Source organism: Streptomyces sp. Xyl84, assembly GCF_059731885.1.
On record NZ_AP029182.1, the window covers coordinates 4,188,993 to 4,211,086 of the forward strand.

Below are 22,094 nucleotides of genomic sequence, written 5' to 3' on the forward strand. Positions count from 1 at the left end.
CGGACGGAAGGCGGCCGTCCGGGCAGGCGCGGTGCGGTGCACGCCTTCGCTACGGCAGCGCGAAGCCCGGGTCCATCCCGCCCAGGGCGTTCGCGCACAGGCAGTCGCGCTCCCCGGCGGGCGGCAGCGCGGCGACCGTGTCGAACAGCACCCCGCGCAGCCGTTCCACATTGGCGGCGAACACGCGCAGCACCTCCTCGTGGGAGACGCCCTCACCGCTCGCCGCGCCCGCGTCGAGGTCCGTGACGAGGGTCAGCGAGGTGTAGCAGAGCTCCAGCTCCCGGGCGAGCGCGGCCTCGGGGTGGCCGGTCATGCCCACCACCGACCAGCCCTGCGCCTGGTGCCACAGCGACTCGGCGCGGGTCGAGAAGCGGGGGCCCTCCACGACGACGAGGGTGCCGCCGTCGACGGCCTCCCAGTTCCGGCCGTGCGCCGCCTTCAGCGCGGCGGCCCGGCCCGCGGGGCAGTAGGGGTCGGCGAGCGAGACGTGCACCACGTTCGGGAGGGTGCCGTCGGGCAGTGGCAGTCCGTCGAAGTAGGTCTGCTCCCGGGACTTCGTACGGTCGGCGAACTGGTCCGGCACGAGGAGCGTGCCCGGACCGTACTCCGGGCGCAGACCGCCCACCGCGCACGGGCCGAGCACCTGGCGCACGCCGACGGAGCGCAGCGCCCACAGGTTGGCCCGGTAGTTGATGCGGTGCGGGGGAAGATGGTGGCTGCGGCCGTGGCGGGGCAGGAAAGCGACCCGCCGGCCGGCGACCTCGCCGAGGAAGAGGGAGTCGCTGGGCGCCCCGTACGGCGTGTCGACGCGGACCTCGGTCACCTCGTCCAGGAACGAGTAGAAGCCGGAACCGCCGATGACACCGATCTCTGCGTTCACCATGCACCGCACACTAGTCGTCCACCCGGAACACCGGCCGCCCCCGGAACCTCAGCCGCCTGCTCGGGACCTCAGCCGTCGGGCCGCGACCTCAGCGGCCCACCTGCTGCCCGGAACACAGACAGCCCGGGCGAAGACGCAGGAGTTCGGCCGCGGCAGCGGGACGGCGGTGGAGACACCGAAGACCCCGCCGTCCGGTGACGGCAGGGTCCTGGAAGCGGTGCGTCAGGCGGCGGAGCTGCCCGCGGAACTCGTGGACGACGAGGACGCCGACGAACCGGAGCCGGACGACGACGAACCCGACGAGGACGAGGACGACGAGTCGGAGGACCCCGAGGACGACGTGGCCGACGACTTCGACGACGACGCGGGGCTGCTGCTCGACGAGGAGCCGCGGCTGTCGTTGCGGTAGAAGCCGGACCCCTTGAAGACAATGCCGACCGCGGAGAACACCTTCTTCAGGCGGCCACCGCAGTTGGGGCACTCGGTGAGTGCGTCGTCGGTGAACTTCTGCACCGCCTCGAGGCCCTCGCCGCACTCGGTGCACTGGTACTGATAGGTGGGCACTGTCTTCCTCCTGGCACTCTCACTCGATGAGTGCTAACGACGATCCATAGTGACGTATTCCTCGGCGTCAGTCCACTGCGACGGGTTCGCGGTGACCGACGCCACGTGCCACCAGGCGGCTGTCGGCCCGCGCGGTGAGCCGCGACCGCAGGGTGAGCAGGGTCAGCAGCGCGAGCACCGTACCGGCCATCGGGACCAGGAATCCGGCGCCGCCCCACAGGCGGTCCTCCAGTTGTCCGGCCACGGTGACCGCGGCGGCCTGGCCGAGCGCGACCGCGCCGGTGAGCCAGGTGAACGCCTCGGTCCTGGCGCCCGCCGGGACCAGGCCCTCGACCAGCGTGTAGCCGGTGATCAGCGCGGGCGCGATGCACATGCCGACCAGCAGGCCGAGCGCGGCGAGCAGCAGCACCGAGTGCGCGGTCCACAGCGCGGACGCGGCCAGCGCCAGGGCGGTGTAGCCGACGAGCAGGCGGCGCTGCGGGGCCATCTTCCAGGCGATGGCGCCGCAGACGATGCCGGAGAGCATGTTGCCGGCGGCGAAGGTCCCGTACAGGACGCCGTTGAGGCCGGGCTCGCCGATCGACTCGGTGAAGGCGGCCAGCGAGACCTGCATGCCGCCGAAGACGGAGCCGATGCCCAGGAAGGTCACGACCAGCACCCGCACACCGGGGACGCTGAGGGCCGGGGCGTGCCGCACGCGCGCGTGCCCGCCGCCGGAGACGGGCGGCTGGGTGCGCTTCTGCGCGGCGAACAGCAGACCGCCGACCAGGGTCAGCGCGGACTCCGTGAACAGACCGGCCGCCGGGGCGAGGGCCGTGCACAGGGCGGTGGCGAGCAGCGGGCCGAAGACGAAGGTCAGCTCGTCGGTGACCGACTCGAAGGCCGCCGCGGTGGTCATCAGCGGTGAGTCCTTGAGCGTCACGCCCCAGCGGGCGCGCACCATGGGCCCGACCTGCGGCACCGAGGCACCGGTCGGCACGGCTGCCACGAACAGCGCCCACAGGGGGGCGTGCGCCAGCGCGAGCGCGGTCAGCGTCAGGCCCGCCACGGCGTGGACCAGTACGCCGGGCAGCAGGACGGCACGCTGCCCGTGACGGTCGGCGAGCCGTCCGCTGTAGGGCGCGAACAGTGCCATGGAGACGCCGGTGACGGCCGCGGTGGCGCCCGCCGCGCCGTAGGAGCCGGTGGTGTGCTGCACGAGCAGCACGATGGAGATGGTGAGCATCGCGAACGGCTGGCGCGCGGCGAAACCGGGGAGCAGGAACGTCCAGGCACCGCGGGTGCGCAGCAGTTGCCCGTATCCGGGTCGGGAGGAAGCCGTCGAGGTCTTCGCGGGGTCGGTGGTGGTGACCGCGGATCCCACGGCCCGTGCCTTTCTGCCGCCTGGTAGCGCGGGCCCTTGGGTACGGGCGCGCCGAGAGCTGTCCTCTTGCGCGGACTGCGGTAGATGCCGGCGCCCACTCGGGAGCGTCCCGACCGCCATACGGTCGCGCCAGCTCTGCGTCAGGCAGAGTTGGTTCGATCAGGGTGCGCCTTCATCGTACAGGGACGGAAGGCTTGTGCCCCTGTGAAAGCGAGCACCAGGGGCGGCCTGCCCTGCGTTCGCACAGGGGGAGGAGTCGGAGGAGGGCCCCCTCACGGACCCGGTCCCCCGACCCCGGCGCGTCACCAGCCTCAGAGTCCAGGAACCCAGGAATCCCAGAGCCCTCACGAACCCTGCGGCCCGCGCACCCCCAGGCCCCTCACGGCCCCCCGCTCGCCGTGGCGCCGTTCGCGCCCAGCCAGCTCGCCAGCTTGCCGCCCCGGCCGACCGCGCGCAGCCGCCGTTCCGCCGCCTCGCGGACCGGGTCGGTGGCGACCACGAGGAGTTCGTCGCCGAGCCGCAGGACGGTCGTCGGCAGCGGGACAAACGATTTTCCCTCGCGGACGACCAGGGTGACCGCGGATCCGGCGGGCAGCCGCAGCTCGGCCACCTCCACGCCGTGCATCCGCGAGCCCTCCGGGATGGCGACGGACAGCAGGTGGCCGCGCAGCCGCTCCAGGGGCGCCGACTCGATGCCGAGGTCGGCGGCCTCCTGGCCCTGGCCGAGCCGGAGCTTGCGGGCCAGCCAGGGCAGCGTCGGGCCCTGCACCAGGGTGTAGACCACGACGAGCACGAAGACGATGTTGAAGATGCGGCCACTGGCGTCGACGCCGTTCACCATGGGGATGGTGGCCAGGATGATGGGGACGGCGCCGCGCAGTCCGGCCCAGGACATCAGGGCCTGCTCCGGCCAGGGCACCCGGAACGGCAGCAGGCTCAGCAGCACGCTCAGCGGCCGCGCGACCATGGTCAGGATCAGGCCGATGAGCAGGGCGGGCACGAAGTCGTCGAGGAGTTCGTGCGGCGTGACCAGCAGGCCGAGCAGGACGAACATGCCGATCTGGGCGATCCAGCCGAGTCCCTCGGCGAAGCCGCGGGTGGCGGGCCAGTGCGGCAGCTTGGCGTTGCCGAGGATCATGGACGCCAGGTAGACGGCGAGGAAGCCGCTGCCGTGGGCCAGCGCTCCGGCGGCGTAGGCGGTGACCGCGATCGCCATCACGGCGATCGGGTAGAGGCCGGAGGCGGGCAGGGCGACGTGCTTGAGCCCCCAGGAGCCGAGCCAGCCCACCGCGAGACCGATCGCGGCGCCGATGGCCAGCTCCAGAGCTATCTCGCCCACCAGGACGTACCAGTGCTCGACGGGGCCGGCCGTGGAGAAGGCGACGACCAGGATGACGACCGGGGCGTCGTTGAAGCCGGACTCGGCCTCCAGCGTGCCCGTCACGCGCGCGGGCAGGGGGACGCGCCGCAGGACGGAGAAGACGGCCGCCGCGTCCGTCGAGGAGACGACCGCACCGATGATGAGGGCCTGGCGCCATTCCAGCCCCGTCAGGTAGTGGGCGCCGGCGGCCGTGACGCCGACGCTGACCGCGACCCCGACCAGCGCCAGCACGGAGGCGGACGGGAGAACCGGCCGGATCTCCTTCCACTTCGTGCCGAGACCGCCCTCGGCGAGGATCACGACGAGGGCCGCGTACCCGATGACCTGGGTCATCTCGGCGTTGCTGAAGTGGACGTGACCGAGGCCGTCCTGCCCCATGAGGATGCCGATCCCCAGGTAGACGAGCAGGCTGGGGAGCCCGCTGCGCGAGGAGATCCGCACCGCCGCGACCGCGACGAGCAGGACGAGGGAGCAGGCGAGCAGGAGCTGGTTGAGGTGCTGGACAGTCAGTGGCGGTTCCTTCCCCGAGTTCTCCGCGTTCTCCGGTTACTTCGTTACCTTACCTAACTCTTGACGCTTTCTTGACGCTTCCGGCGGCCTGATCGAACGCCCGTGCCTGCCTGGACCCGACTCCGCGTCAAGGGGCACAGGGTCCTGCGCCTATGGTTGCTCCAGCACTCCAGTACCGCCTGCCGCTCGCGTTAGGACAGCAAGGACAGCGATGCCCCCCAACACCACCGCCACAACGGGTGACAAGCCCGGCAAGTCCGGCAGGAAGAAGGGGCGAAAAGCCCGACTGATCGTGCTTGTCCTGGTGCTGGCCATCATCGGAGGCATCGCCTACGGGGCCTACTGGTCCGTCAGCACCGTCCGCGCCTCCTTCCCGCAGACCAAGGGTTCGGTCACGCTCCAGGGCCTGTCGGGCCCCGTCGACGTGAAGCGGGACGGCTACGGCATCCCGCAGGTCTACGCCTCGTCCCCGCAGGACCTCTTCATGGCGCAGGGCTACGTCCAGGCGCAGGACCGGTTCTACGAGATGGACGTGCGCCGGCACATGACCTCCGGGCGCCTGTCGGAGATGTTCGGCAAGGGGCAGGTCCAGAACGACGAGTTCCTGCGCACCCTGGGCTGGGACCGGGTCGCCGGGCAGGAGTACGACAAGAAGCTGTCGGCCACCACCAAGAAGTACCTCCAGGCCTACGCCCAGGGTGTCAACGCCTACCTCAAGGGCCGCGACGCCAAGGACATCTCCCTGGAGTACGCGGCGCTCGGCTTCACCAACGACTACAAGCCCGCTCCGTGGACCCCCGTCGACTCGGTCTCCTGGCTGAAGGCGATGGCCTGGGACCTGCGCGGCAACATGCAGGACGAGATCGACCGCGCCCTGATGACCAGCCGTCTGGGTCCCAAGCAGATCAAGGACCTGTACCCGGACTACCCGTACGGCCGGAACAAGCCGATCGTCACGCAGGGCCAGTACGACGAACTCGCGCAGGCGTTCGAAGGCGGCGCGAGCGGGTCCGGCGGCTCCGGCGCGTCCGGCGGCTCCGGCAGCCCGCTCGGCGGCTCCGGCACCTCGGGGATCAGCGGCAGCGGAACCGGCACGGGCACCGGCACAGGGACGGGCACGGGCACCGGCACCGGCACCGGCACGTCGAGCGGTCTCACCGCCGGCACCACCGCGGGCGGCGGCTCGGACGGCGCCTCCGGCGGGTCGGGCGTGCAGAGCCAGCTCATGGGCCTGCGCGACGTCATGCAGAACCTGCCGGCGGCCGTCGGCGTGAACGGCGACGGCATCGGCTCCAACTCCTGGGTCGTGGCCGGGAAGTACACCATCACCGGCAAGCCGCTGCTCGCCAACGACCCGCACCTGGGCGCCTCGCTGCCGTCCGTCTGGTACCAGATGGGCCTGCACTGCCGCGCCGTGTCCGGCAAGTGCCCCTACGACGTCACCGGCTACACCTTCGCGGGCATGCCCGGCGTCGTCATCGGCCACAACCAGGACATCGCCTGGGGCATGACCAACTCCGGCGTCGACGTCACCGACCTCTACCTGGAGAAGCTCAGCGGCGACGGCTACCTGCGCGACGACAAGACGGTGCCGTTCCGGACCCGGCAGGAGACCATCAAGGTCGCCGGGGGCGCCTCCAAGACGATCGTCGTGCGCGAGACCGAGAACGGGCCGCTGCTGTCCGACCGCGACGACGAGCTGGTGCAGGTGGGCAAGAAGGCCCAGGTCACCACCGCCGCACCGGACCGTGGTGACGGGTACGCCATCGCCCTGCGGTGGACCGCGCTGGACGCGGGCACCACCATGGACGCCGTCTTCGCCCTCGACAAGGCCAAGGACTGGAGCGACTTCCGCTCGGCCGCCGCGCTGTTCGACGTGCCCTCGCAGAACCTGGTCTACGCCGACACCGACAACAACATCGGCTATACGCTGCCGGGCCGCATCCCCGAGCGCGCGAAGAACGACGACGGTTCGGTGCCCGCGCCCGGCTGGGACTCGAAGTACGACTGGAAGGGCTACCTCAAGCAGGCCGAGCTGCCCTACGAGTACAACCCGAAGCGGGGCTACATCGTCACCGCCAACCAGGCCGTGGTCTCCCCGGACAAGTACCCGTACACGCTCACCACGGACTGGGGGTACGGCACGCGCAGCCAGCGCATCGCCGACCTGATCCAGTCGAAGATCGACGGCGGCGGCAAGATCTCCACCGACGACATGCGCCAGATGCAGATGGACAACAGCAGCGAGATCGCCAAGCTGCTCGTGCCCATGCTGCTGAAGATCGACATCCGCGACAAGGACGTCCGGCAGGCGCAGAAGCTGCTGGAGGGCTGGGACTACACCCAGGACGCCGACTCGGCGGCGGCCGCGTACTTCAACGCGGTGTGGCGCAACATCCTCAAGCTGGCCTTCGGCAACAAGCTGCCCAAGGAGCTGCGGGTCAAGGGCCAGTGCCTGTGGGTGGAGCCGACCGGCAACACCGGGCCGGTCGACGAGACCACCAAGGTCCGCGAGTGCGGCGAGCGGTCGGCCGACCAGGCCCAGCCGGACGGCGGCGACCGCTGGTTCGAGGTGGTCCGCACCCTCGTGAACCAGCCGAACAGCGACTGGTGGAAGACGCCGGCCTCCGGCACCCGTCCCAAGGCCGGCAACCGCGACCAGCTCTTCGAGCGGGCCCTGATCGACGCCCGCTGGGAGCTGACCTCGAAGCTCGGCAAGGACATCGACACCTGGAACTGGGGCCGGCTGCACCGCCTGTTCCTGAAGAACCAGACCCTGGGCACCGAGGGACCCGGCTTCCTGAAGTACGTCCTCAACCGGGGCCCCTGGAAGCTCAGCGGCGGCGAGGCCGCGGTCAACGCCTCCGGGTGGAACGCCGCCGGCGGCTACGGGGTGGTGTGGGTGCCGTCCATGCGGATGGTGGTCAACCTCGCCGACCTCGACAAGTCGAAGTGGATCAACCTCACCGGCGCCTCCGGGCACGCCTTCAGCGCCCACTACACCGACCAGACGGACAAGTGGGCCAAGGGCGAGCTGCTGCCCTGGTCCTACTCGGCCGGCGCCGTCGACAAGAGCACGAGCGACACCCTGGTGCTCAAGCCGTGAGCCGCTGACCGGCGGCACGGCACCGCACCGGGCGACGGCCCTCCACGCGCGCGCGTGGAGGGCCGTCGCCGTACCCGGACTCTTTCGAGGGAAGGCGGGGCAGGTCAGGTGAAGCGCCGGACCGCCGACGGCGTGACCACCGCCTGCACCGGCCGGTCGTGCGGTTCGGCCGGGACGTGCTCGACGACCTCGCGGTCGTAGAGCAGGACGACGAGCGCGGGGTGCGCGTCCGCCCGCTCCAGACGCGCCAGGACGCGGTCGTAGGAACCGCCGCCGCGCCCCAGCCGCATCCCGCGCGCGTCGGCGGCCAGGCCGGGCAGCAGGACGACGTCGGCGGCCGTCACGGCGTCCGGGCCGAGCCGCCGGCCGACCGGTTCGAACAGCGTCATCCGCCCGCCGTGCCGCACGCGCGCGAGGGAGCCCTCACCGGCGTAGGCGCCCCAGTCCAGGTCGTTGTCCGGGAGCAGTACGGGCAGCAGGACCCGTGCACCCCGCGCGCGCAGCGCGTCGAGCAGCGCGAGGGTGCCCGGCTCGGCGCCCACGGAGACGTACGCGGCCACCGTGCGCGCCCCCGCCAGCTCGGGCAGCTCCAGCGCGCGCCGGGCCAGCGCGTCGGCGGCCTCCCGCACGTCGTCCACGGTCAGCCGGTCGCGCGCGGCGAGAACCTCCCGCCGCAGGGTCTGCTTGCCGGGCCCCGCTGTCCGTCCGATGTGACTCAAGGTCGCTCCCGTGCCCTTCCTCGAACAGTAAATGTGCTCATATGCGATCTAATGAACCGGAGGCGCGGACCCCCGCAAACGCAGCGGTTAAGGTGGCCGCCATGAGTCACGCGCACCCCAGGATCAGCAAGGCTGTCATTCCCGCGGCAGGCCTCGGCACCCGGTTCCTGCCGGCCACCAAGGCCACTCCCAAGGAGATGCTGCCGGTCGTGGACAAGCCGGCGATCCAGTACGTGGTCGAGGAGGCCGTCTCCGCCGGTCTCGACGACGTCCTCATGGTGACGGGCCGCAACAAGCGCCCGCTGGAGGACCACTTCGACCGCAACTACGAGCTGGAGTCGGCCCTGGAGAAGAAGGGCGACAGCGAACGGCTCGCCAAGGTGCAGGAGTCCAGCGACCTGGCGATGATCCACTACGTCCGCCAGGGCGACCCGAAGGGCCTGGGGCACGCGGTGCTCTGCGCGGCCCCGCACGTGGGCGAGGAGCCCTTCGCGGTGCTGCTCGGTGACGACCTGATCGACCCCCGCGACCCGCTGCTGCAGCGGATGATCGAGGTCCAGGCGCAGTACGGCGGCAGCGTCGTCGCCCTCATGGAGGTCGCGCCCGAGCAGATCCACCTCTACGGGTGCGCCGCCGTCGAGGCCACCGGCGACAGCGACGTCGTCCAGGTGACCGGCCTGGTCGAGAAGCCCGAGCCGGCCGACGCCCCGTCCAACTACGCGATCATCGGCCGCTACGTCCTCGACCCGCACATCTTCGAGATACTGCGCAAGACGGAGCCCGGCCGCGGCGGCGAGATCCAGCTCACCGACGCCCTGCAGCGCCTCGCCCAGGAGGAGACCGTCGGCGGCCCGGTGCACGGCGTGGTCTTCAAGGGCCGCCGCTATGACACCGGCGACCGCGGCGACTACCTCCGTGCCATTGTCAGACTCGCGTGCGAACGTGAAGACCTGGGCCCCGACTTCAGGACCTGGCTTCAGCGGTACGTAGCCGAGGAGATGTAACGACGTTGAGCAGCGCCGCGCACCACAACGCAGACCCGGACCGCCTGTGGTCGGTGGACGAGCACCTGGAGGACGTCCTCACCACCGTCCGCCCGCTCGAACCCATCGAGCTGCAACTGCTCGACGCCCAGGGGTGCGTCCTCGTCGAGGACGTCATGGTGCCGCTGTCGCTGCCCCCGTTCGACAACAGCTCCATGGACGGGTACGCGGTCCGGGTCGCGGACGTCGCCGGCGCGAGCGAGGAGTTCCCGGCCGCCCTGGAGGTCGTCGGGGACGTCGCCGCGGGCGCGGCCGACCCGGTGCGGGTCGGCCCCGGCCAGGCCGCCCGGATCATGACCGGCGCCCCGCTGCCGCCCGGCGCCGAGACCGTCGTCCCCGTGGAGTGGACCGACGGCGGGCTCGGTGAGGGACCGGTGAGCGGGATGCGCGCCCGCAGCCTGGCGCCGGAGGGCGCCGCCGGGCAGGTGCGCGTGTACCGGCCCGCGCAGGCACGCGCGCACGTGCGCGCGCGGGGCAGCGACGTGCAGGCGGGCGAGTGCGCCCTGAAGGCCGGTACGGTCCTCGGTCCGCCGCAGATCGGGCTGCTCGCCGCGATCGGCCGCGGCACGGTACGGGTGCGCCCGCGCCCGCGCGTGGTGGTGCTCTCCACCGGCAGTGAACTCGTCCAGCCCGGCGAACAGCTGGGGGGCGGCCAGATCCACGACTCCAACAGCTTCGCGCTGACCGCAGCGGCCCGGGACGCCGGCGCCATCGGCTACCGGGTGGGCGCCGTCGCCGACGACGCCGACACCCTGCGCTCCACCATCGAGGACCAGCTCGTCCGCGCCGACCTGATGGTCACCACCGGCGGGGTGAGCGTCGGCGCGTACGACGTGGTCAAGGAGGCTCTGTCGCACGTCGGGGACGAGGACGAGCCGGGCGGCGGCGTGGAGTTCCGCAAGCTGGCCATGCAGCCCGGCAAGCCCCAGGGCTTCGGCACCGTCGGCCCCGACCACGTCCCGCTGCTGGCGCTGCCCGGCAACCCGGTCTCGTCCTACGTCTCCTTCGAGCTGTTCGTCCGCCCGGCGATCCGCACCCTCATGGGCCTGGCGGACGTGCACCGGCCGACGGCCCGCGCGAAGCTGGCGGCGGACAAGGCGCTGACGTCGCCCCGCGGCCGCAGGCAGTTCCTGCGCGGGACGTACGCCGACGGCGAGGTGACCCCCGTCGGCGGCGCCGGTTCGCATCTGATCGCGGCGCTCGCGCAGGCCGACGCCCTGATCGTCGTCCCCGAGGACACCGAGTCCGTCGAGCCCGGCACCGAGGTCGAGGTGGTCCTGCTCGGCTGACCGCCCCCGGTTGGCGTAGCGTGTCGCGCACAGCAGGCCCGCGCGCCGCACCGCGCCGGGCCCGGACCGGGAGCGCCACAGAGCATGACCACACCTTCCCGGGGGGAGACCCCCGGACCCGTGCAGGACCGAGTGCAGGACGCGCAGCACCCGCAGCACCCGCAGGACAGCGCGCAGGACCGGCTGACCCACCTCGACGACGCGGGCGCCGCCCGGATGGTCGACGTGTCCGGCAAGGACGTGACCGCGCGCACCGCCCGCGCCAGCGGCCGCGTCCTCGTCTCGCCCCGCGTGGTGGAGCTGCTGCGCGGCGAGGGAGTGCCCAAGGGCGACGCCCTCGCCACCGCGCGGATCGCCGGGATCATGGGCGCCAAGCGCACCCCGGACCTCGTCCCGCTGTGCCACCCGTTGTCGGTGTCGGGTGTGAAACTGGACCTGTCGGTCGCGGACGACGCCGTGGAGATCACGGCCACCGTGAAGACGACGGACCGCACGGGCGTGGAGATGGAGGCGCTCACCGCGGTCTCCGTCGCCGCGCTCACCGTGATCGACATGGTCAAGGCTGTCGACAAGGGGGCGGTCATCACGGACGTCAGGGTCGAGGAGAAGACGGGCGGCAAGTCCGGCGACTGGAGCCGGGCATGACCTCCGGGGCGCCGGCCGGCGGCGCCCCGGCCGCGCCGTACCGCGCGCTCGTGGTCACCGCCTCCAACCGGGCCGCCGCCGGGGTCTACGAGGACAGGGGCGGCCCGCTGATCGCCGACGGCCTGGAGCGGTTCGGTTTCGCCGTCGACGGGCCGCGGGTCGTCCCCGACGGAGACCCGGTCCGGGCCGCGCTGCGCGCCGCCGTCGAGGCCGGGTACGACGTCGTGGTCACCACCGGCGGCACCGGCATCTCGCCCACCGACCGCACCCCCGAGGCGACCCGCGAGGTGATCGACCACGAGGTGCCCGGCATCGCGGAGGCCATCCGGGCGTACGGCCGGGAGAAGGTGCCGACCGCGGTGCTCTCGCGGGGACTGGCCGGGGTGGCCGGCCGCACCCTGATCGTCAACCTGCCGGGTTCCACCGGCGGGGTGAAGGACGGACTGGCCGTCCTGGAGCCCCTGTTGACGCACGCCGTTGACCAGCTGCGCGGCGGTGACCACCCCAGAGCAGCGGCAGGCCCCGGGGGTGCGAGCTGAACACCGCCTCCTGGCCCGTGGTGCTCGCGGAGGGCGATGTCGTCCTGCGGCCGATAAAGCTGCGCGACCAGCGGCTCTGGCGCGAGGTGAACCGGCGCAACCGGAACTGGCTCAGGCCCTGGGAGGCGACCATCCCGCCGCCCACGCCCAGCGGCCCGGTCACCCACCGGCCGACCTACCGCCAGATGGTGCGGCACCTGCGCGCGGAGGCCAGGGCGGGCCGGATGCTGCCGTTCGTCATCGAGTACCAGGGGCGGCTGGTGGGGCAGTTGACGGTGGCCGGGATCACCTGGGGTTCGATGTGCTCGGGCCACGTCGGCTACTGGGTGGACGAGGCGGTGGCGGGCCGCGGGGTGATGCCGACGGCCGTGGCGCTCGTCACGGACCACTGTTTCCGCACCGTGGGCCTGCACCGCCTGGAGGTCTGCATTCGCCCCGAGAACGGCCCGAGCCGCCGGGTCGTGGAGAAACTCGGATTCCGCGAGGAGGGGCTGCGGCCGCGATATCTGCACATCGACGGGGCCTGGCGCGATCACCTGGTCTTCGCGCTGACCGCGGAAGAGGTGCCCGACGGGCTGCTGAACCGCTGGCGGCGCACCCGCGCCGGCCGCACCGCCAAGGGAAACCCGGCCTGACCCTCCTGCCACTGCCCCGGCCCCTGCCCCGCCCTCGGTGCCGCGCCTGCCCCCTGCACGTCCTCGCCGCCGCGCCCCTGCGCCCGCCGCCTCGTTCCGCCGCACCGGGGCGAGTGATCGCGGTTAATTGAATAAGTGTTCGAATTTATTCAGGAACTGATCACTCTTCGACCGGCTCGTGCCGGGGAATTCCCCGGCTTGATGGTCCTCTGATCGCATCGGTCGCAAAAAAAGTTCGAAATATCAGCCAGATCGTGCGACACACCGGCCCAATTGGCCGATGGCCTCACGCGAACCCCTCTACGGTGTGAGGCGTGAGCAGCAGCGGCCTCATCTACGCAGTCATTGTCGGGGCCTGGGCCGCCTACTTGGTGCCTATGTGGCTCCGTAGGCAGGACGAGCTGAACGAGGCCCGTCCGACGGAACGCTTCAGCACCGCCATCCGGCTGCTGTCCGGACGGGCGGGCATGGAACGCCGTTACGCCAGGGACCTCCGGGCGCGCTCCGCCGACGAGGGGGAGTCCGGCGCCGTGGAACCGGACGTCGTCACCGACTCGGTGGACGTCCGGTCCTTCGCCCTGCCCCCGGACCGTGCGGAGGTTCCCGCGCCCGGAGCCGAGGCCGGGCGGACCGCCCGCCCCGCGGCATCGCCGGCGCCCCCGGCGCGGACGACGGCACCGGTGGTGCAGTCCACGCCGGAAGCCGGCCCCGAGCCGGAGGCCGCCCGTACGGACGAGACCGCCCCCGCGCGGGGACGGATCCCCGCGGCGCGGCGCGCGCCCGGCGCGGAGGCGGCGGCAGCACGCGCACGGCGCACGAAGGTGCTCGCACGTCGCAGGCGCACCACCGTCGTGCTCTTCCTCGCCTTCACCCTGGGCGCGATCGTCGCCGCCGTCGGCGGGCTCGCCTTCCTGTGGGCGCCCGCCGTGCCCGCCGTGCTGCTCAGCGCGTACATCGCCTATCTGCGCACCCAGGAGCGACGCCGCTTCGCCTACCAGATGGACCGCCGCCGCGCCGAGGCCGCGGCGCAGCGGCTGCGGGAGAGCCGCCGCCAGCCGCGCCGGCGCGCGGCCCTGGGCGGGGCCGGGGCGGCGGACACGGAGGAGCCCGACGCGGGCCCCGAGCCGGAGACGGACCCCGGCCTGTCGGCGCTCGCCGCGGACCGGCGCGCCCTGGTGGAGCAGACGGACCACGCGGAGTGGCTGGACCAGCAGCAGCGTGAGCGCCGGCGGCGCCCCGGCCGCGGGGACAGCTGGGACCCGGTGCCCGTGCCGCTGCCGACGTACGTGACCGCGCCGGTCGCCCCGCGGGCCACCTCCGACGTGGATCTGGGCGCCCCGGACACCTGGAGTTCGGCGCGTTCGTCCGCCGCCGTGCCCGAGCAGGAGGCCGCCCCCGCGGCCGAGGAGCCGCAGGCTCCCGCGACGGACGCGGAGGACCGTCCCGCCGACGGCCGCAGCGACGCCCGCCGCGCCGCCTCGGCCCGCCGGTCCCGCGAGCGGGGCCGTACTCCGCTCTTCGACCAGTACGAGGACGGCGACCGGCCGCGCGCGGCCAACGAGTAGCCCGCGAGCCGGGTGGTCCGGCGCGGCGTGACACCGCCTCAGACGCCGTGCGGGACCGCCGCCGCTGACCAGCCCGGGAACGGATTTCCAACCACCCGGATGAGGATGCTAGAGTTTCACTCGTTGCAAGGGCCTGTGGCGCAGTCCGGTAGCGCACCTCGTTCGCATCGAGGGGGCCAGGGGTTCAAATCCCCTCAGGTCCACGCAGCACGAGATCCCGATCAGACGGTCACCGTCGGATCGGGATCTCGTCGTTTCCGGGGCCGGTCCTTCATCCGGTGAGCCGCTGATTCGTTGCTCCAGTGATCCGGAGATCCGGAGACTCTGAGATATCCGGAGGCTCTGGGATCCGCGGATCCCTTCAGGGCGTAGCGGGAGGGAAGCGGCGCGGCTCCCTCCCGCCGGGGCGCCCCGCCGTCACCGCAGGGGCTTGGCGTAGCACAGGCTCGACTCGTACTCCCGGTAGTAGCCGAACTTGGCGCACGGCTCGTAGCCGCTGGAGGTGTACAGGGCGATGGCCTCCGGCTGCTGGTCGCCGGTCTCCAGGACCATGCGGACACGGCCGGCGGCGCGGGCGTCGTCCTCCAGGGCGGCGAGGATGCGGCGGGCCAGGCCCCGGCCGCGCATCGACTCGATGACGAACATCCGCTTCAGTTCCGCGTCGCCGTCCTCGTTGCCCTCCTCGTTCTTGTCCTGGCTGCGCCAGCCGCCCGTGGCGACGGGGGTGCCGTCCTCGTCGTAGGCGATGAGGTACACCCCGTTCGGCGGCCGGAAGTCGGCCGGGTCGAGGTGGGTGGCGTCGCCGCCGTCGCCGTAGCGCACGTGGTACTCGGCCTGGACCTCGTCGTTGAGCTTCACGGCGTCGGGGTGGTCGAAGGCAACCGGACGAATAAGCATGTTGTGTACCGTATATCAATGCAGTGAGAACGGAGAGGCTGGACCGGGTCTCTTGCGGGACCCCGTCCAGTGTGCCGGTAAAGTGCCCGGGTGCTCACTGTGACCTCCGCCAACGTCAACGGACTGCGTGCCGCCGCCAGGAAGGGCTTCGTCGAGTGGCTCGCCGGGACCGGTGCCGATGTGCTGTGCCTCCAGGAGGTGCGCGCCGAGCCGCAGCAGCTGCCCGAGCACGTGCGCACGCCGGACGGCTGGCACGCCGTGCACGCGCCCGCCGCCGCCAAAGGCCGCGCCGGCGTCTCCCTTTACACCCGCCGGGAGCCGGACCGGGTCCGCGTCGGCTTCGGGTCGGCGGAGTTCGACGGCAGCGGACGGTACGTCGAGGCCGACCTGCCGGGCGTGACGGTCGCCTCCCTCTACCTCCCCTCCGGAGAGGTCGGCACCGGGCGGCAGGACGAGAAGCTCCGCTTCATGGGCGAGTTCCACGCCTATCTGAAGGAGCTGCGCGAGCGCGCCGCCGCCGACGGGCGCGAGGTCCTGGTCTGCGGCGACTGGAACATCGCCCACCGCGAGGTTGACCTGAAGAACTGGCGCGCCAACCAGAAGAACTCCGGCTTCCTGCCCGAGGAGCGGGAGTGGCTGAGCCGGGTCCTGGACGCGGCGGACGGCGGGTACGTCGACGTCGTGCGCGCCCTGCACCCGGACACCGAGGGGCCGTACAGCTGGTGGTCCTACCGGGGGCGGGCCTTCGACAACGACTCCGGCTGGCGCATCGACTACCACGTGGCCACGCCCGGGCTCGCGGACCGGGCCGTCAAGGGTTTCGTGGAGCGCGCGGCCACGCACGCCGAGCGCTGGTCGGACCACGCGCCCGTGACGGTCGTGTACGACCTCTAGAGGCAACGCCGTTCAGTTAAGGGCGGAGGCTGTTCGTCAAGGCCGGTGAACGAGGCAGCGGAGCTGCTGTAGAAGAGGTTTGTCCTCCAAGACATCCTCACCACAGGAGCTCCGCTGTTGGAACAGGCTGCCATAACCAGGACGGTCGGGGTAGCGGCCGGGGTGTTCGCGCCGGGGCATATCGGTGAGCTGACCCGGATCATCCCGTTCGAGATGGTCGACGAGGTGCTGGCGGCGACCGGAACGGTCCAGCGCAGGATCCGTCTGCTGCCGGCGCGGGTCACGGTCTACCTGCTGCTGGCCGGAGCGCTCTTCAGCGGGCTGGGCTACCGGCAGGTCTTCGACCGGTTGCGTGCCGGGCTGTCGGGCCTGGCAACGGTTCGGCCCAGCGGCAGCGCTCTTCGCCAAGCGCGGCAGCGGCTGGGCCCGGCACCGATGAAGGCACTGTTTGACCTGGTGAGGGGACCCGCGGCCACGACCGCTGCCGCCGGGCGGTGGCGGGGTCTGAGAATCGTCGCGGTCGACGGCACCCTGCTGCCGGTCCCGGACTGTCCCGCCAGCCTTGCGGTGTTCGCCCGCCAGCGGCTCGGCAACGGGACCTCGGGCTATCCGCAACTGCGTCTGGCCGCGCTGGTGGCCTGCGGGACACGCTCGGTGACCGGGGCCGTATTCGGTTCAGCCGCGACCGGCGAGCTGGAGTACGCCCGCCGGCTGGCAGTGGACCTTCGGGCCGGGATGCTGCTGCTGGGTGACCGGAACTTCGCCGCCGCCGCACTGCTGAACCAGATGGCCGCCACCGGCGCCGATCTGCTCGTGCGCTGCAAGGCCAACCGGCGCCTGCCAACGGTGGCCCGCTGCCGCGACGGCTCGACACTGACCCGCATCGGAACACTGACCATGCGTGTCATCAACACCGAGATCACCATCCGCACCGCTCAGGGCACACGCACCGGCCACTACCGGCTCCTGACCACCCTCACCGACCCCGCCACCCACCCGGCCGGCGAACTCGTCCGGCTCTACCACGAGCGCTGGGAGATCGAGACGGCCTACGCGGAGCTGAAGTCCACGATCCTGGGCGGGCGGGTCCTGCGGGCCCGCACCCCGGCCGGTGTCGAGCAGGAGGTCTGGGCACTGCTGGTGGCCTACCAGGCACTGCGGACCGCGATGACGGACGCCACCGACAGCGTCCCGGGCACCGACCCGGACCGGGCCGGGTTCACCACCGCCCTCGCCGCCGCACGCGACCAACTCGTCCTGGCCGCCGGTGTGATCACCGACACCGTGACCGACCTGGTCGGAGCCATCGGCCGCCACGTGCTGACCCACCTCCTGCCCGCCCGGCGGATCCGCACCAAAGACCGCATCGTCAAACGAGCGATCTCCAAGTACAACGCACGCGGACCCGCCATCGACCGGACCACCTACAAGGCCACCATCAGCATCAACATGCTCACAACCGACCCTTGACACGGCCCAGACCGCCCTAACTGAACGGCGTTGCCTCTAGAGGGGGGCCGGCAGGTCTTTCCGGCCCTGGCGGCCGGCCGGGTCTACGGCTCCTTGCGCAGCCGCCGGTCCAGTGCCATCGACAGCTCCGCGTCCACCACGCTCTTGGCCAGCGGGCGCAGCCGCTGGAGGTCCTCCTCGGAGGCGTGGCGGGTGATCAGGTCGGTGAACAGGCCGGCCAGCGCCTCGGCGTGCCGGCGGACGCGGTGGCCGGCGTCCAGCACCTCGGCGAGCGGGATGCCCTCGCGGACCAGTGCGGCGGAGACGTCCAGCAGCCGGCGGCTGATGTGGACGATCTCGTCGCCGTCGGTGCCGAGGTAGCCCAGTTCCATGGCGGCGGCCAGGTTCTCGGCCGTGACCTCGCCCGCGAAGTGGTCGGCGAGTTCCTCCGGGGTGAGGCGGACCGGGGTCTCCTCGGTGGGGGCGCCCAGGCCCAGCAGGTCACCCACGTCGCGGCCGTGGTCGAAGGCCTCGGCGAGTTCGGCGATGCCGCTGAGCGTGTGGCCGCGTTCGAGGAGGGCCGAGATGGTGCGCAGGCGCGAGAGGTGGTGGTCGTCGTACCAGGCGATCCGGCCCTCGCGGCGGGGCGGCGGTATCAGCTTGCGCTCGCGGTAGAAGCGCAGGGTGCGCACGGTGATGCCGGCCAGCCGGGCCAGCTCCTCCATGCGGTACTCGCGCGGGCCGCCGCCCCGTCCGTCCTGCCGTCCAGCGTCTTCTGCCACACCGGAAGCCTATGTCGTACCGCCGGTAACTTTCGTCGGCGTACCCCTACCGATCGGTACGTCTCTCCTCTACCCTCCCGATTGTGCCAGTGTTCACTGGCGCAGTTGTTGGCGAGTCATGGAGGGGCGCTCAATGGCCGAGCACGAGTACGAGCACGTGCGGGTGGCGGTGATCGGGTCCGGGTTCGGCGGACTGGGCGCCGCGGTGCGACTGCGCCGGGAGGGGATCACCGACTTCGTCGTGCTGGAGCGCGCCGACAGCGTCGGCGGCACCTGGCGCGACAACAGCTACCCGGGGTGCGCCTGCGACGTGCCCTCCCACCTCTACTCCTTCTCCTTCGCCCCGAACCCCCTGTGGCCGCGCACCTTCTCCGGCCAGCGGCACATCCGCGCCTACCTGGAGCACGTCGCCGACACCTTCGGCCTGCGCCCGCACCTGCGCTTCGGCTCCGAGGTGAAGAAGGCGGCCTGGAACACCGAGCGGCTGTGCTGGGACATCGAGACCAGCGGCGGGAACCTCTCCGCCGACGTCGTGGTCTCCGCGACCGGCCCGCTGTCCGATCCCAAGATCCCCGACATCCCGGGCCTGGACGGCTTTCCCGGCAAGGTCTTCCACTCCGCCCGCTGGGACCACGACTACGACCTGGCGGGCAAGCGGGTCGCCATGATCGGCACCGGCGCCTCGGCCATCCAGATCGTGCCCGCCATCCAGCCCGAGGTGGCCCGCCTCACCCTCTTCCAGCGCACCCCGCCCTGGGTGATGCCCCGCGTCGACCGCGCCATCAGCGGCCTGGAGCGCTCCGTGCACCGGGCGGTGCCGGTGACCACCCGGCTGCGCCGCGGACTGCTGTGGGGCATCCGCGAACTCCAGGTGCAGGCGTTCACCAAACGGCCCGACGAACTCGGCTTCGTCGAGCAGATCGCCAAGCGCAACATGGCCCGCTCCGTCAAGGACCCGGCGCTGCGCGCCAGGCTCACCCCCGACTACCGCATCGGCTGCAAGCGGATCCTGCTGTCCAGCACCTATTACCCGGCGCTCGCGCAGGACAACGTGGACGTGGTGGCCGGCGGCCTCAGCGAGATCCGCGGCGCCACCCTGGTCGCCGCCGACGGCACCGAGGCCGAGGCCGACGCGATCATCTTCGGCACCGGCTTCCACGTCACCGACATGCCGATCGCCGAGCGCGTCGTCGGGGCGGACGGCCGCACCCTCGCCGAGACCTGGAAGGACGGCATGGCCGCGCTGCGCGGCGCCACCGCCGCCGGTTTCCCGAACTGGATGACGATCATCGGGCCCAACACCGGCCTCGGCAACTCCTCGATGATCCTCATGATCGAGTCCCAGCTGAACTACATGGCCGACTACCTGCGCCAGCTCGACGTCCTCGGAGGCAGGGCCGCCCTGGACGCCCGGCAGAGCGCGGTGGACGCCTGGAACCGCACGGTGCAGGAGCGCATGAAGCGCACCGTGTGGAACACCGGCGGGTGCACCAGCTGGTACCTGGACGCCCAGGGCCGCAACACCACGGTCTGGCCGGGCACGACCACCGAGTTCCGGCGCGCCACGCGGCGCGTGGACCTCGCGGAGTACGAGGTCGTCCGGCGGCCCCGGCCCGCGGCCGCCCCCGCGGCTGCCGCGTCCCGGCCCGCGGAGGTGGACGCGTGAGCCGTCCCGCGCGCACCCCCTTCCCCCTGTACGCCCCGCCCGCCCCCGACCGCGAACTCACCGTCGTCTCCGCCGACGGCGCCCGGCTGCACGTCGAGGTGCACGGGCCCGAGGGCGCCCCCGCGGTCGTCCTCGCCCACGGCTGGACCTGTTCCACCGCCTTCTGGGCCGCCCAGATCCGCGAACTCGCCACCGCTCACCGGGTCGTCACCTACGACCAGCGCGGCCACGGACGCAGCCCGGCGAGCCCGGTGTGCACCACGCGGGCGCTCGCCGACGATCTGGAGGCCGTGCTCGCCGCCACCCTCGCACCCGGTGAGAAGGCCGTGGTCGCGGGCCACTCCATGGGCGGGATGACGGTCATGGCGGCGGCCGGCCGGCCCGGATTCCGGGAGCACGCCGCCGCCGTCGTGCTGTGCAGCACCGGCAGTTCACGGCTGGTCGAGGAGGCGACCGTCGTCCCGGTCCGGCCGGGCCGGCTGCGCACCCGGCTGACCCGGGGGGTCCTCGGCTCCCGCGCCCCGCTCGGCCCCGTCACGCCGCTCGCCCTGCGGATCCTCAAGTACGGGACGCTCGGCCCCGGTTCGGCGGCCCACGTGACCGAGGCGTGCGCGCGGATCGTGCACGCCTGCCCGGCCCGGGTGCGCCACGCCTGGTCGCGGATCTTCGACGGGCTCGATCTCGGCGAGGGCGTGCGGCAGTTGAGGGTGCCGGCCGCGGTCGTCGTGGGCACGGCCGACCGGCTGACGCCGCCGGTGCACGCGCGGGCGCTGGCCGCCGCGCTGCCGCGGTGCGCGGGCCTGACCGAACTGCCCGGCATCGGGCACATGACCCCCATGGAAGCGCCCGAGCAGGTCACCGGGGCGATCCGGGACCTGGTGGACACGTACCTGCGCGCACACGGGCACGACAACGACAACGACGCCGCACGGATCGGAGAGGGCGCATGAGCAAGGTCAGCCTGGAGGGACAGGTCGCGGTCGTCACGGGCGCCGCACGGGGCGTCGGTGAACTGCTCGCCCGCAAGCTGTCCGCGCGCGGCGCGAAGGTCGCGCTCGTCGGACTGGAACCGGACGCGCTCAAGCAGGTGGCGGAGCGGCTGCACGGCGAGAGCGCCCACTGGTACGCCGACGTCACCGACCACGAGGCGATGGCCCGGGTCGCGGCCGAGGTGAAGGAACGGTTCGGCCGGGTCGACGTCGCGGTCGCCAACGCCGGTGTGGCGACCGGCGGTCCGTTCGCCGACTCCGACCCGGAGTCCTGGCGCCGCGTGATCGAGGTCAACCTCGTCGGATCGGCGGTCACCGGGCGGGCGTTCCTGCCGGCGCTGACCGAGAGCCGGGGCTATCTGCTCCAGATCGCCTCGCTCGCCGCGATCACCCCGGCGCCGATGATGACGGCGTACTGCGCCTCCAAGTCCGGTGTGGAGGCGTACGCGCACAGCCTGCGCGCCGAAGTCGGCCACCGGGGCGTGCGCGTGGGCGTGGCGTACCTGTCGTGGACCGACACCGACATGGTGCGCGGCGCCGACCAGGACGACGTCATGCGGGAGTTGAGGCAGCGGCTGCCGTGGCCGTCGAACAAGACGTATCCGCTGGGTCCGGCCGTGGACCGGATCGTGGACGGCATCGAGCGGCGCTCCAGCCACGTGTACGGGCAGTGGTGGCTGCGCGGGATGCAGGGGGTGCGCGGGTACCTGCCCGGGGTCATCGGGACCGTGGGGCAGCGGGAGATGCGGCGGTTCGCGGACCGGCTGACGGGCATGCGGACCGGGCTGGTCGGGGCGGGCGGAGCGGCCGACGAACAGCACCGGACGACCTCGGTCACGTCCCGTCACTGATCGACATGCACAGGGTCACCGCCCGTGTGAATCTGGTCGAGGCCGATCCCCTCACCCACTTGGGGATCCCCCTCACACGGGAGTGAAACAGCATGGGTATGAAGGACAAGTTCCAGGAGCAGTCCGAGCAGTGGAAGCAGCAGGGCAAGGAGCGCATGCAGGAGGGCCGCGAGAAGGCCGGCCAGCGTGCGGGCCAGCAGCGTGAGCAGGGCCGTCAGGGCGGTGAGCGTGGGCGTCAGGGCATCGAGGACGCGCACGACGAGATGGAGGACCGCCTCAACGAGGACTACGACCGGTAGCCGACGGGCCGCCAAGAGCTGTTGC

Annotated in this window: 20 protein-coding genes and 1 tRNA gene; 14 read left to right on the forward strand and 7 right to left on the reverse strand. The window is 72.2% G+C overall.

The window, feature by feature from the left end; translation table 11 throughout:
* Window positions 1-49: 49 nt before the first annotated feature.
* The 4 genes from AC6I72_RS18265 to AC6I72_RS18280 form a co-directional block, all read right to left on the reverse strand.
* A complete protein-coding gene (locus tag AC6I72_RS18265; RefSeq protein ID WP_498001989.1) occupies window positions 50-883 on the reverse strand; it encodes an S-methyl-5'-thioadenosine phosphorylase in 834 nt (277 codons plus the stop codon).
* 222 nt (window positions 884-1,105) lie between these two features.
* Window positions 1,106-1,447 (reverse strand): FmdB family zinc ribbon protein, encoded by a 342-nt coding sequence (locus AC6I72_RS18270; protein ID WP_078883815.1) that lies wholly within the window; start codon window positions 1,445-1,447, stop codon window positions 1,106-1,108.
* Between the two features lie 67 nt (window positions 1,448-1,514).
* Entirely contained in the window at window positions 1,515-2,810 is a 1,296-nt protein-coding gene (locus AC6I72_RS18275) for an MFS transporter (RefSeq protein ID WP_498001992.1), read from the reverse strand.
* 379 nt (window positions 2,811-3,189) lie between these two features.
* On the reverse strand, window positions 3,190-4,701 hold the full coding sequence (locus tag AC6I72_RS18280) for a potassium/proton antiporter (RefSeq protein WP_498004729.1): 1,512 nt from the start codon (window positions 4,699-4,701) through the stop codon (window positions 3,190-3,192).
* Window positions 4,702-4,912: 211 nt separating this feature from the next.
* Here AC6I72_RS18280 and AC6I72_RS18285 point away from each other — a divergent pair, with 211 nt between their 5' ends.
* Window positions 4,913-7,807, forward strand: coding sequence for a penicillin acylase family protein (locus AC6I72_RS18285; protein WP_498001993.1), 2,895 nt, complete (start codon window positions 4,913-4,915; stop codon window positions 7,805-7,807).
* 104 nt (window positions 7,808-7,911) lie between these two features.
* Here the strand turns inward: AC6I72_RS18285 and AC6I72_RS18290 are convergent, their stop codons facing one another.
* On the reverse strand, window positions 7,912-8,526 hold the full coding sequence (locus tag AC6I72_RS18290; RefSeq protein ID WP_498001994.1) for a 5-formyltetrahydrofolate cyclo-ligase: 615 nt from the start codon (window positions 8,524-8,526) through the stop codon (window positions 7,912-7,914).
* A 101-nt stretch (window positions 8,527-8,627) separates the two neighbouring features.
* On the opposite strand from AC6I72_RS18290, the gene galU reads away from it, so the two are divergent.
* From galU to AC6I72_RS18325, 7 genes are all read left to right on the forward strand, one after another.
* Window positions 8,628-9,530 (forward strand): UTP--glucose-1-phosphate uridylyltransferase GalU, encoded by a 903-nt coding sequence (galU, locus tag AC6I72_RS18295; RefSeq protein ID WP_498001995.1) that lies wholly within the window; start codon window positions 8,628-8,630, stop codon window positions 9,528-9,530.
* Between the two features lie 5 nt (window positions 9,531-9,535).
* Window positions 9,536-10,858: a molybdotransferase-like divisome protein Glp gene (gene glp, locus AC6I72_RS18300; RefSeq protein ID WP_498001996.1), complete on the forward strand. Its 1,323-nt coding sequence runs from the start codon at window positions 9,536-9,538 to the stop codon at window positions 10,856-10,858.
* Between the two features lie 84 nt (window positions 10,859-10,942).
* Window positions 10,943-11,503, forward strand: coding sequence for a cyclic pyranopterin monophosphate synthase MoaC (moaC, locus tag AC6I72_RS18305; protein WP_498001998.1), 561 nt, complete (start codon window positions 10,943-10,945; stop codon window positions 11,501-11,503).
* The gene (locus AC6I72_RS18310) at window positions 11,500-12,042 is read left to right on the forward strand and encodes a MogA/MoaB family molybdenum cofactor biosynthesis protein (RefSeq protein WP_498001999.1); all 543 of its coding nucleotides are present in this window, start codon (window positions 11,500-11,502) and stop codon (window positions 12,040-12,042) included. The genes moaC and AC6I72_RS18310 overlap by 4 nt, the downstream gene beginning before the upstream one ends.
* Window positions 12,043-12,059: 17 nt before the next feature.
* Window positions 12,060-12,677, forward strand: coding sequence for a GNAT family N-acetyltransferase (locus AC6I72_RS18315; protein WP_498002001.1), 618 nt, complete (start codon window positions 12,060-12,062; stop codon window positions 12,675-12,677).
* A 314-nt stretch (window positions 12,678-12,991) separates the two neighbouring features.
* Window positions 12,992-14,242: a divisome protein SepX/GlpR gene (gene sepX / locus AC6I72_RS18320; protein WP_498002003.1), complete on the forward strand. Its 1,251-nt coding sequence runs from the start codon at window positions 12,992-12,994 to the stop codon at window positions 14,240-14,242.
* Window positions 14,243-14,371: 129 nt separating this feature from the next.
* A tRNA-Ala gene (locus AC6I72_RS18325) sits at window positions 14,372-14,445 on the forward strand.
* 214 nt (window positions 14,446-14,659) lie between these two features.
* Here AC6I72_RS18325 and AC6I72_RS18330 read toward each other — a convergent pair.
* Window positions 14,660-15,139 carry a GNAT family N-acetyltransferase gene (locus tag AC6I72_RS18330; RefSeq protein WP_498002005.1) on the reverse strand — a complete coding sequence of 160 codons (480 nt, stop codon included), beginning with the start codon at window positions 15,137-15,139 and terminating at the stop codon, window positions 14,660-14,662.
* Between the two features lie 90 nt (window positions 15,140-15,229).
* Here AC6I72_RS18330 and AC6I72_RS18335 point away from each other — a divergent pair, with 90 nt between their 5' ends.
* A complete protein-coding gene (locus AC6I72_RS18335; RefSeq protein ID WP_498002007.1) occupies window positions 15,230-16,033 on the forward strand; it encodes an exodeoxyribonuclease III in 804 nt (267 codons plus the stop codon).
* Window positions 16,034-16,150: 117 nt separating this feature from the next.
* Window positions 16,151-17,503: an IS4 family transposase gene (locus AC6I72_RS18340; protein WP_498002009.1), complete on the forward strand. Its 1,353-nt coding sequence runs from the start codon at window positions 16,151-16,153 to the stop codon at window positions 17,501-17,503.
* Between the two features lie 83 nt (window positions 17,504-17,586).
* Here the strand turns inward: AC6I72_RS18340 and AC6I72_RS18345 are convergent, their stop codons facing one another.
* Window positions 17,587-18,207 carry a MerR family transcriptional regulator gene (locus AC6I72_RS18345; RefSeq protein ID WP_498004730.1) on the reverse strand — a complete coding sequence of 207 codons (621 nt, stop codon included), beginning with the start codon at window positions 18,205-18,207 and terminating at the stop codon, window positions 17,587-17,589.
* A gap of 190 nt (window positions 18,208-18,397) precedes the next feature.
* Here AC6I72_RS18345 and AC6I72_RS18350 point away from each other — a divergent pair, with 190 nt between their 5' ends.
* From AC6I72_RS18350 to AC6I72_RS18365, 4 genes are all read left to right on the forward strand, one after another.
* Window positions 18,398-19,930, forward strand: a complete 1,533-nt coding sequence (locus AC6I72_RS18350) for a flavin-containing monooxygenase (protein WP_498002010.1) — start codon at window positions 18,398-18,400, stop codon at window positions 19,928-19,930.
* Entirely contained in the window at window positions 19,927-20,880 is a 954-nt protein-coding gene (locus AC6I72_RS18355) for an alpha/beta fold hydrolase (protein WP_498002011.1), read from the forward strand. Before AC6I72_RS18350 ends, AC6I72_RS18355 begins: the two co-directional genes overlap by 4 nt.
* Window positions 20,877-21,770 (forward strand): SDR family oxidoreductase, encoded by an 894-nt coding sequence (locus AC6I72_RS18360; RefSeq protein ID WP_498002013.1) that lies wholly within the window; start codon window positions 20,877-20,879, stop codon window positions 21,768-21,770. The genes AC6I72_RS18355 and AC6I72_RS18360 overlap by 4 nt, the downstream gene beginning before the upstream one ends.
* 92 nt (window positions 21,771-21,862) lie before the next feature.
* Entirely contained in the window at window positions 21,863-22,069 is a 207-nt protein-coding gene (locus tag AC6I72_RS18365; protein ID WP_498002014.1) for a hypothetical protein, read from the forward strand.
* Window positions 22,070-22,094 lie beyond the last annotated feature (25 nt).

What these genes read in the sequence shown, in the direction of transcription:
- AC6I72_RS18310 (WP_498001999.1), top strand. Translation starts at nt 11,500, where the DNA reads ATGACCTCCGGGGCGCCGGCCGGCGGCGCCCCGGCCGCGCCGTACCGC.
- AC6I72_RS18360 (WP_498002013.1), top strand. Translation starts at nt 20,877, where the DNA reads ATGAGCAAGGTCAGCCTGGAGGGACAGGTCGCGGTCGTCACGGGCGCC.
- AC6I72_RS18265 (WP_498001989.1), bottom strand. Translation starts at nt 883, where the DNA reads ATGGTGAACGCAGAGATCGGTGTCATCGGCGGTTCCGGCTTCTACTCG.
- AC6I72_RS18285 (WP_498001993.1), top strand. Translation starts at nt 4,913, where the DNA reads ATGCCCCCCAACACCACCGCCACAACGGGTGACAAGCCCGGCAAGTCC.
- AC6I72_RS18345 (WP_498004730.1), bottom strand. Translation starts at nt 18,207, where the DNA reads ATGGAGGAGCTGGCCCGGCTGGCCGGCATCACCGTGCGCACCCTGCGC.
- moaC (WP_498001998.1), top strand. Translation starts at nt 10,943, where the DNA reads ATGACCACACCTTCCCGGGGGGAGACCCCCGGACCCGTGCAGGACCGA.
- galU (WP_498001995.1), top strand. Translation starts at nt 8,628, where the DNA reads ATGAGTCACGCGCACCCCAGGATCAGCAAGGCTGTCATTCCCGCGGCA.
- AC6I72_RS18365 (WP_498002014.1), top strand. Translation starts at nt 21,863, where the DNA reads ATGGGTATGAAGGACAAGTTCCAGGAGCAGTCCGAGCAGTGGAAGCAG.
- AC6I72_RS18330 (WP_498002005.1), bottom strand. Translation starts at nt 15,139, where the DNA reads ATGCTTATTCGTCCGGTTGCCTTCGACCACCCCGACGCCGTGAAGCTC.
- AC6I72_RS18350 (WP_498002010.1), top strand. Translation starts at nt 18,398, where the DNA reads ATGGCCGAGCACGAGTACGAGCACGTGCGGGTGGCGGTGATCGGGTCC.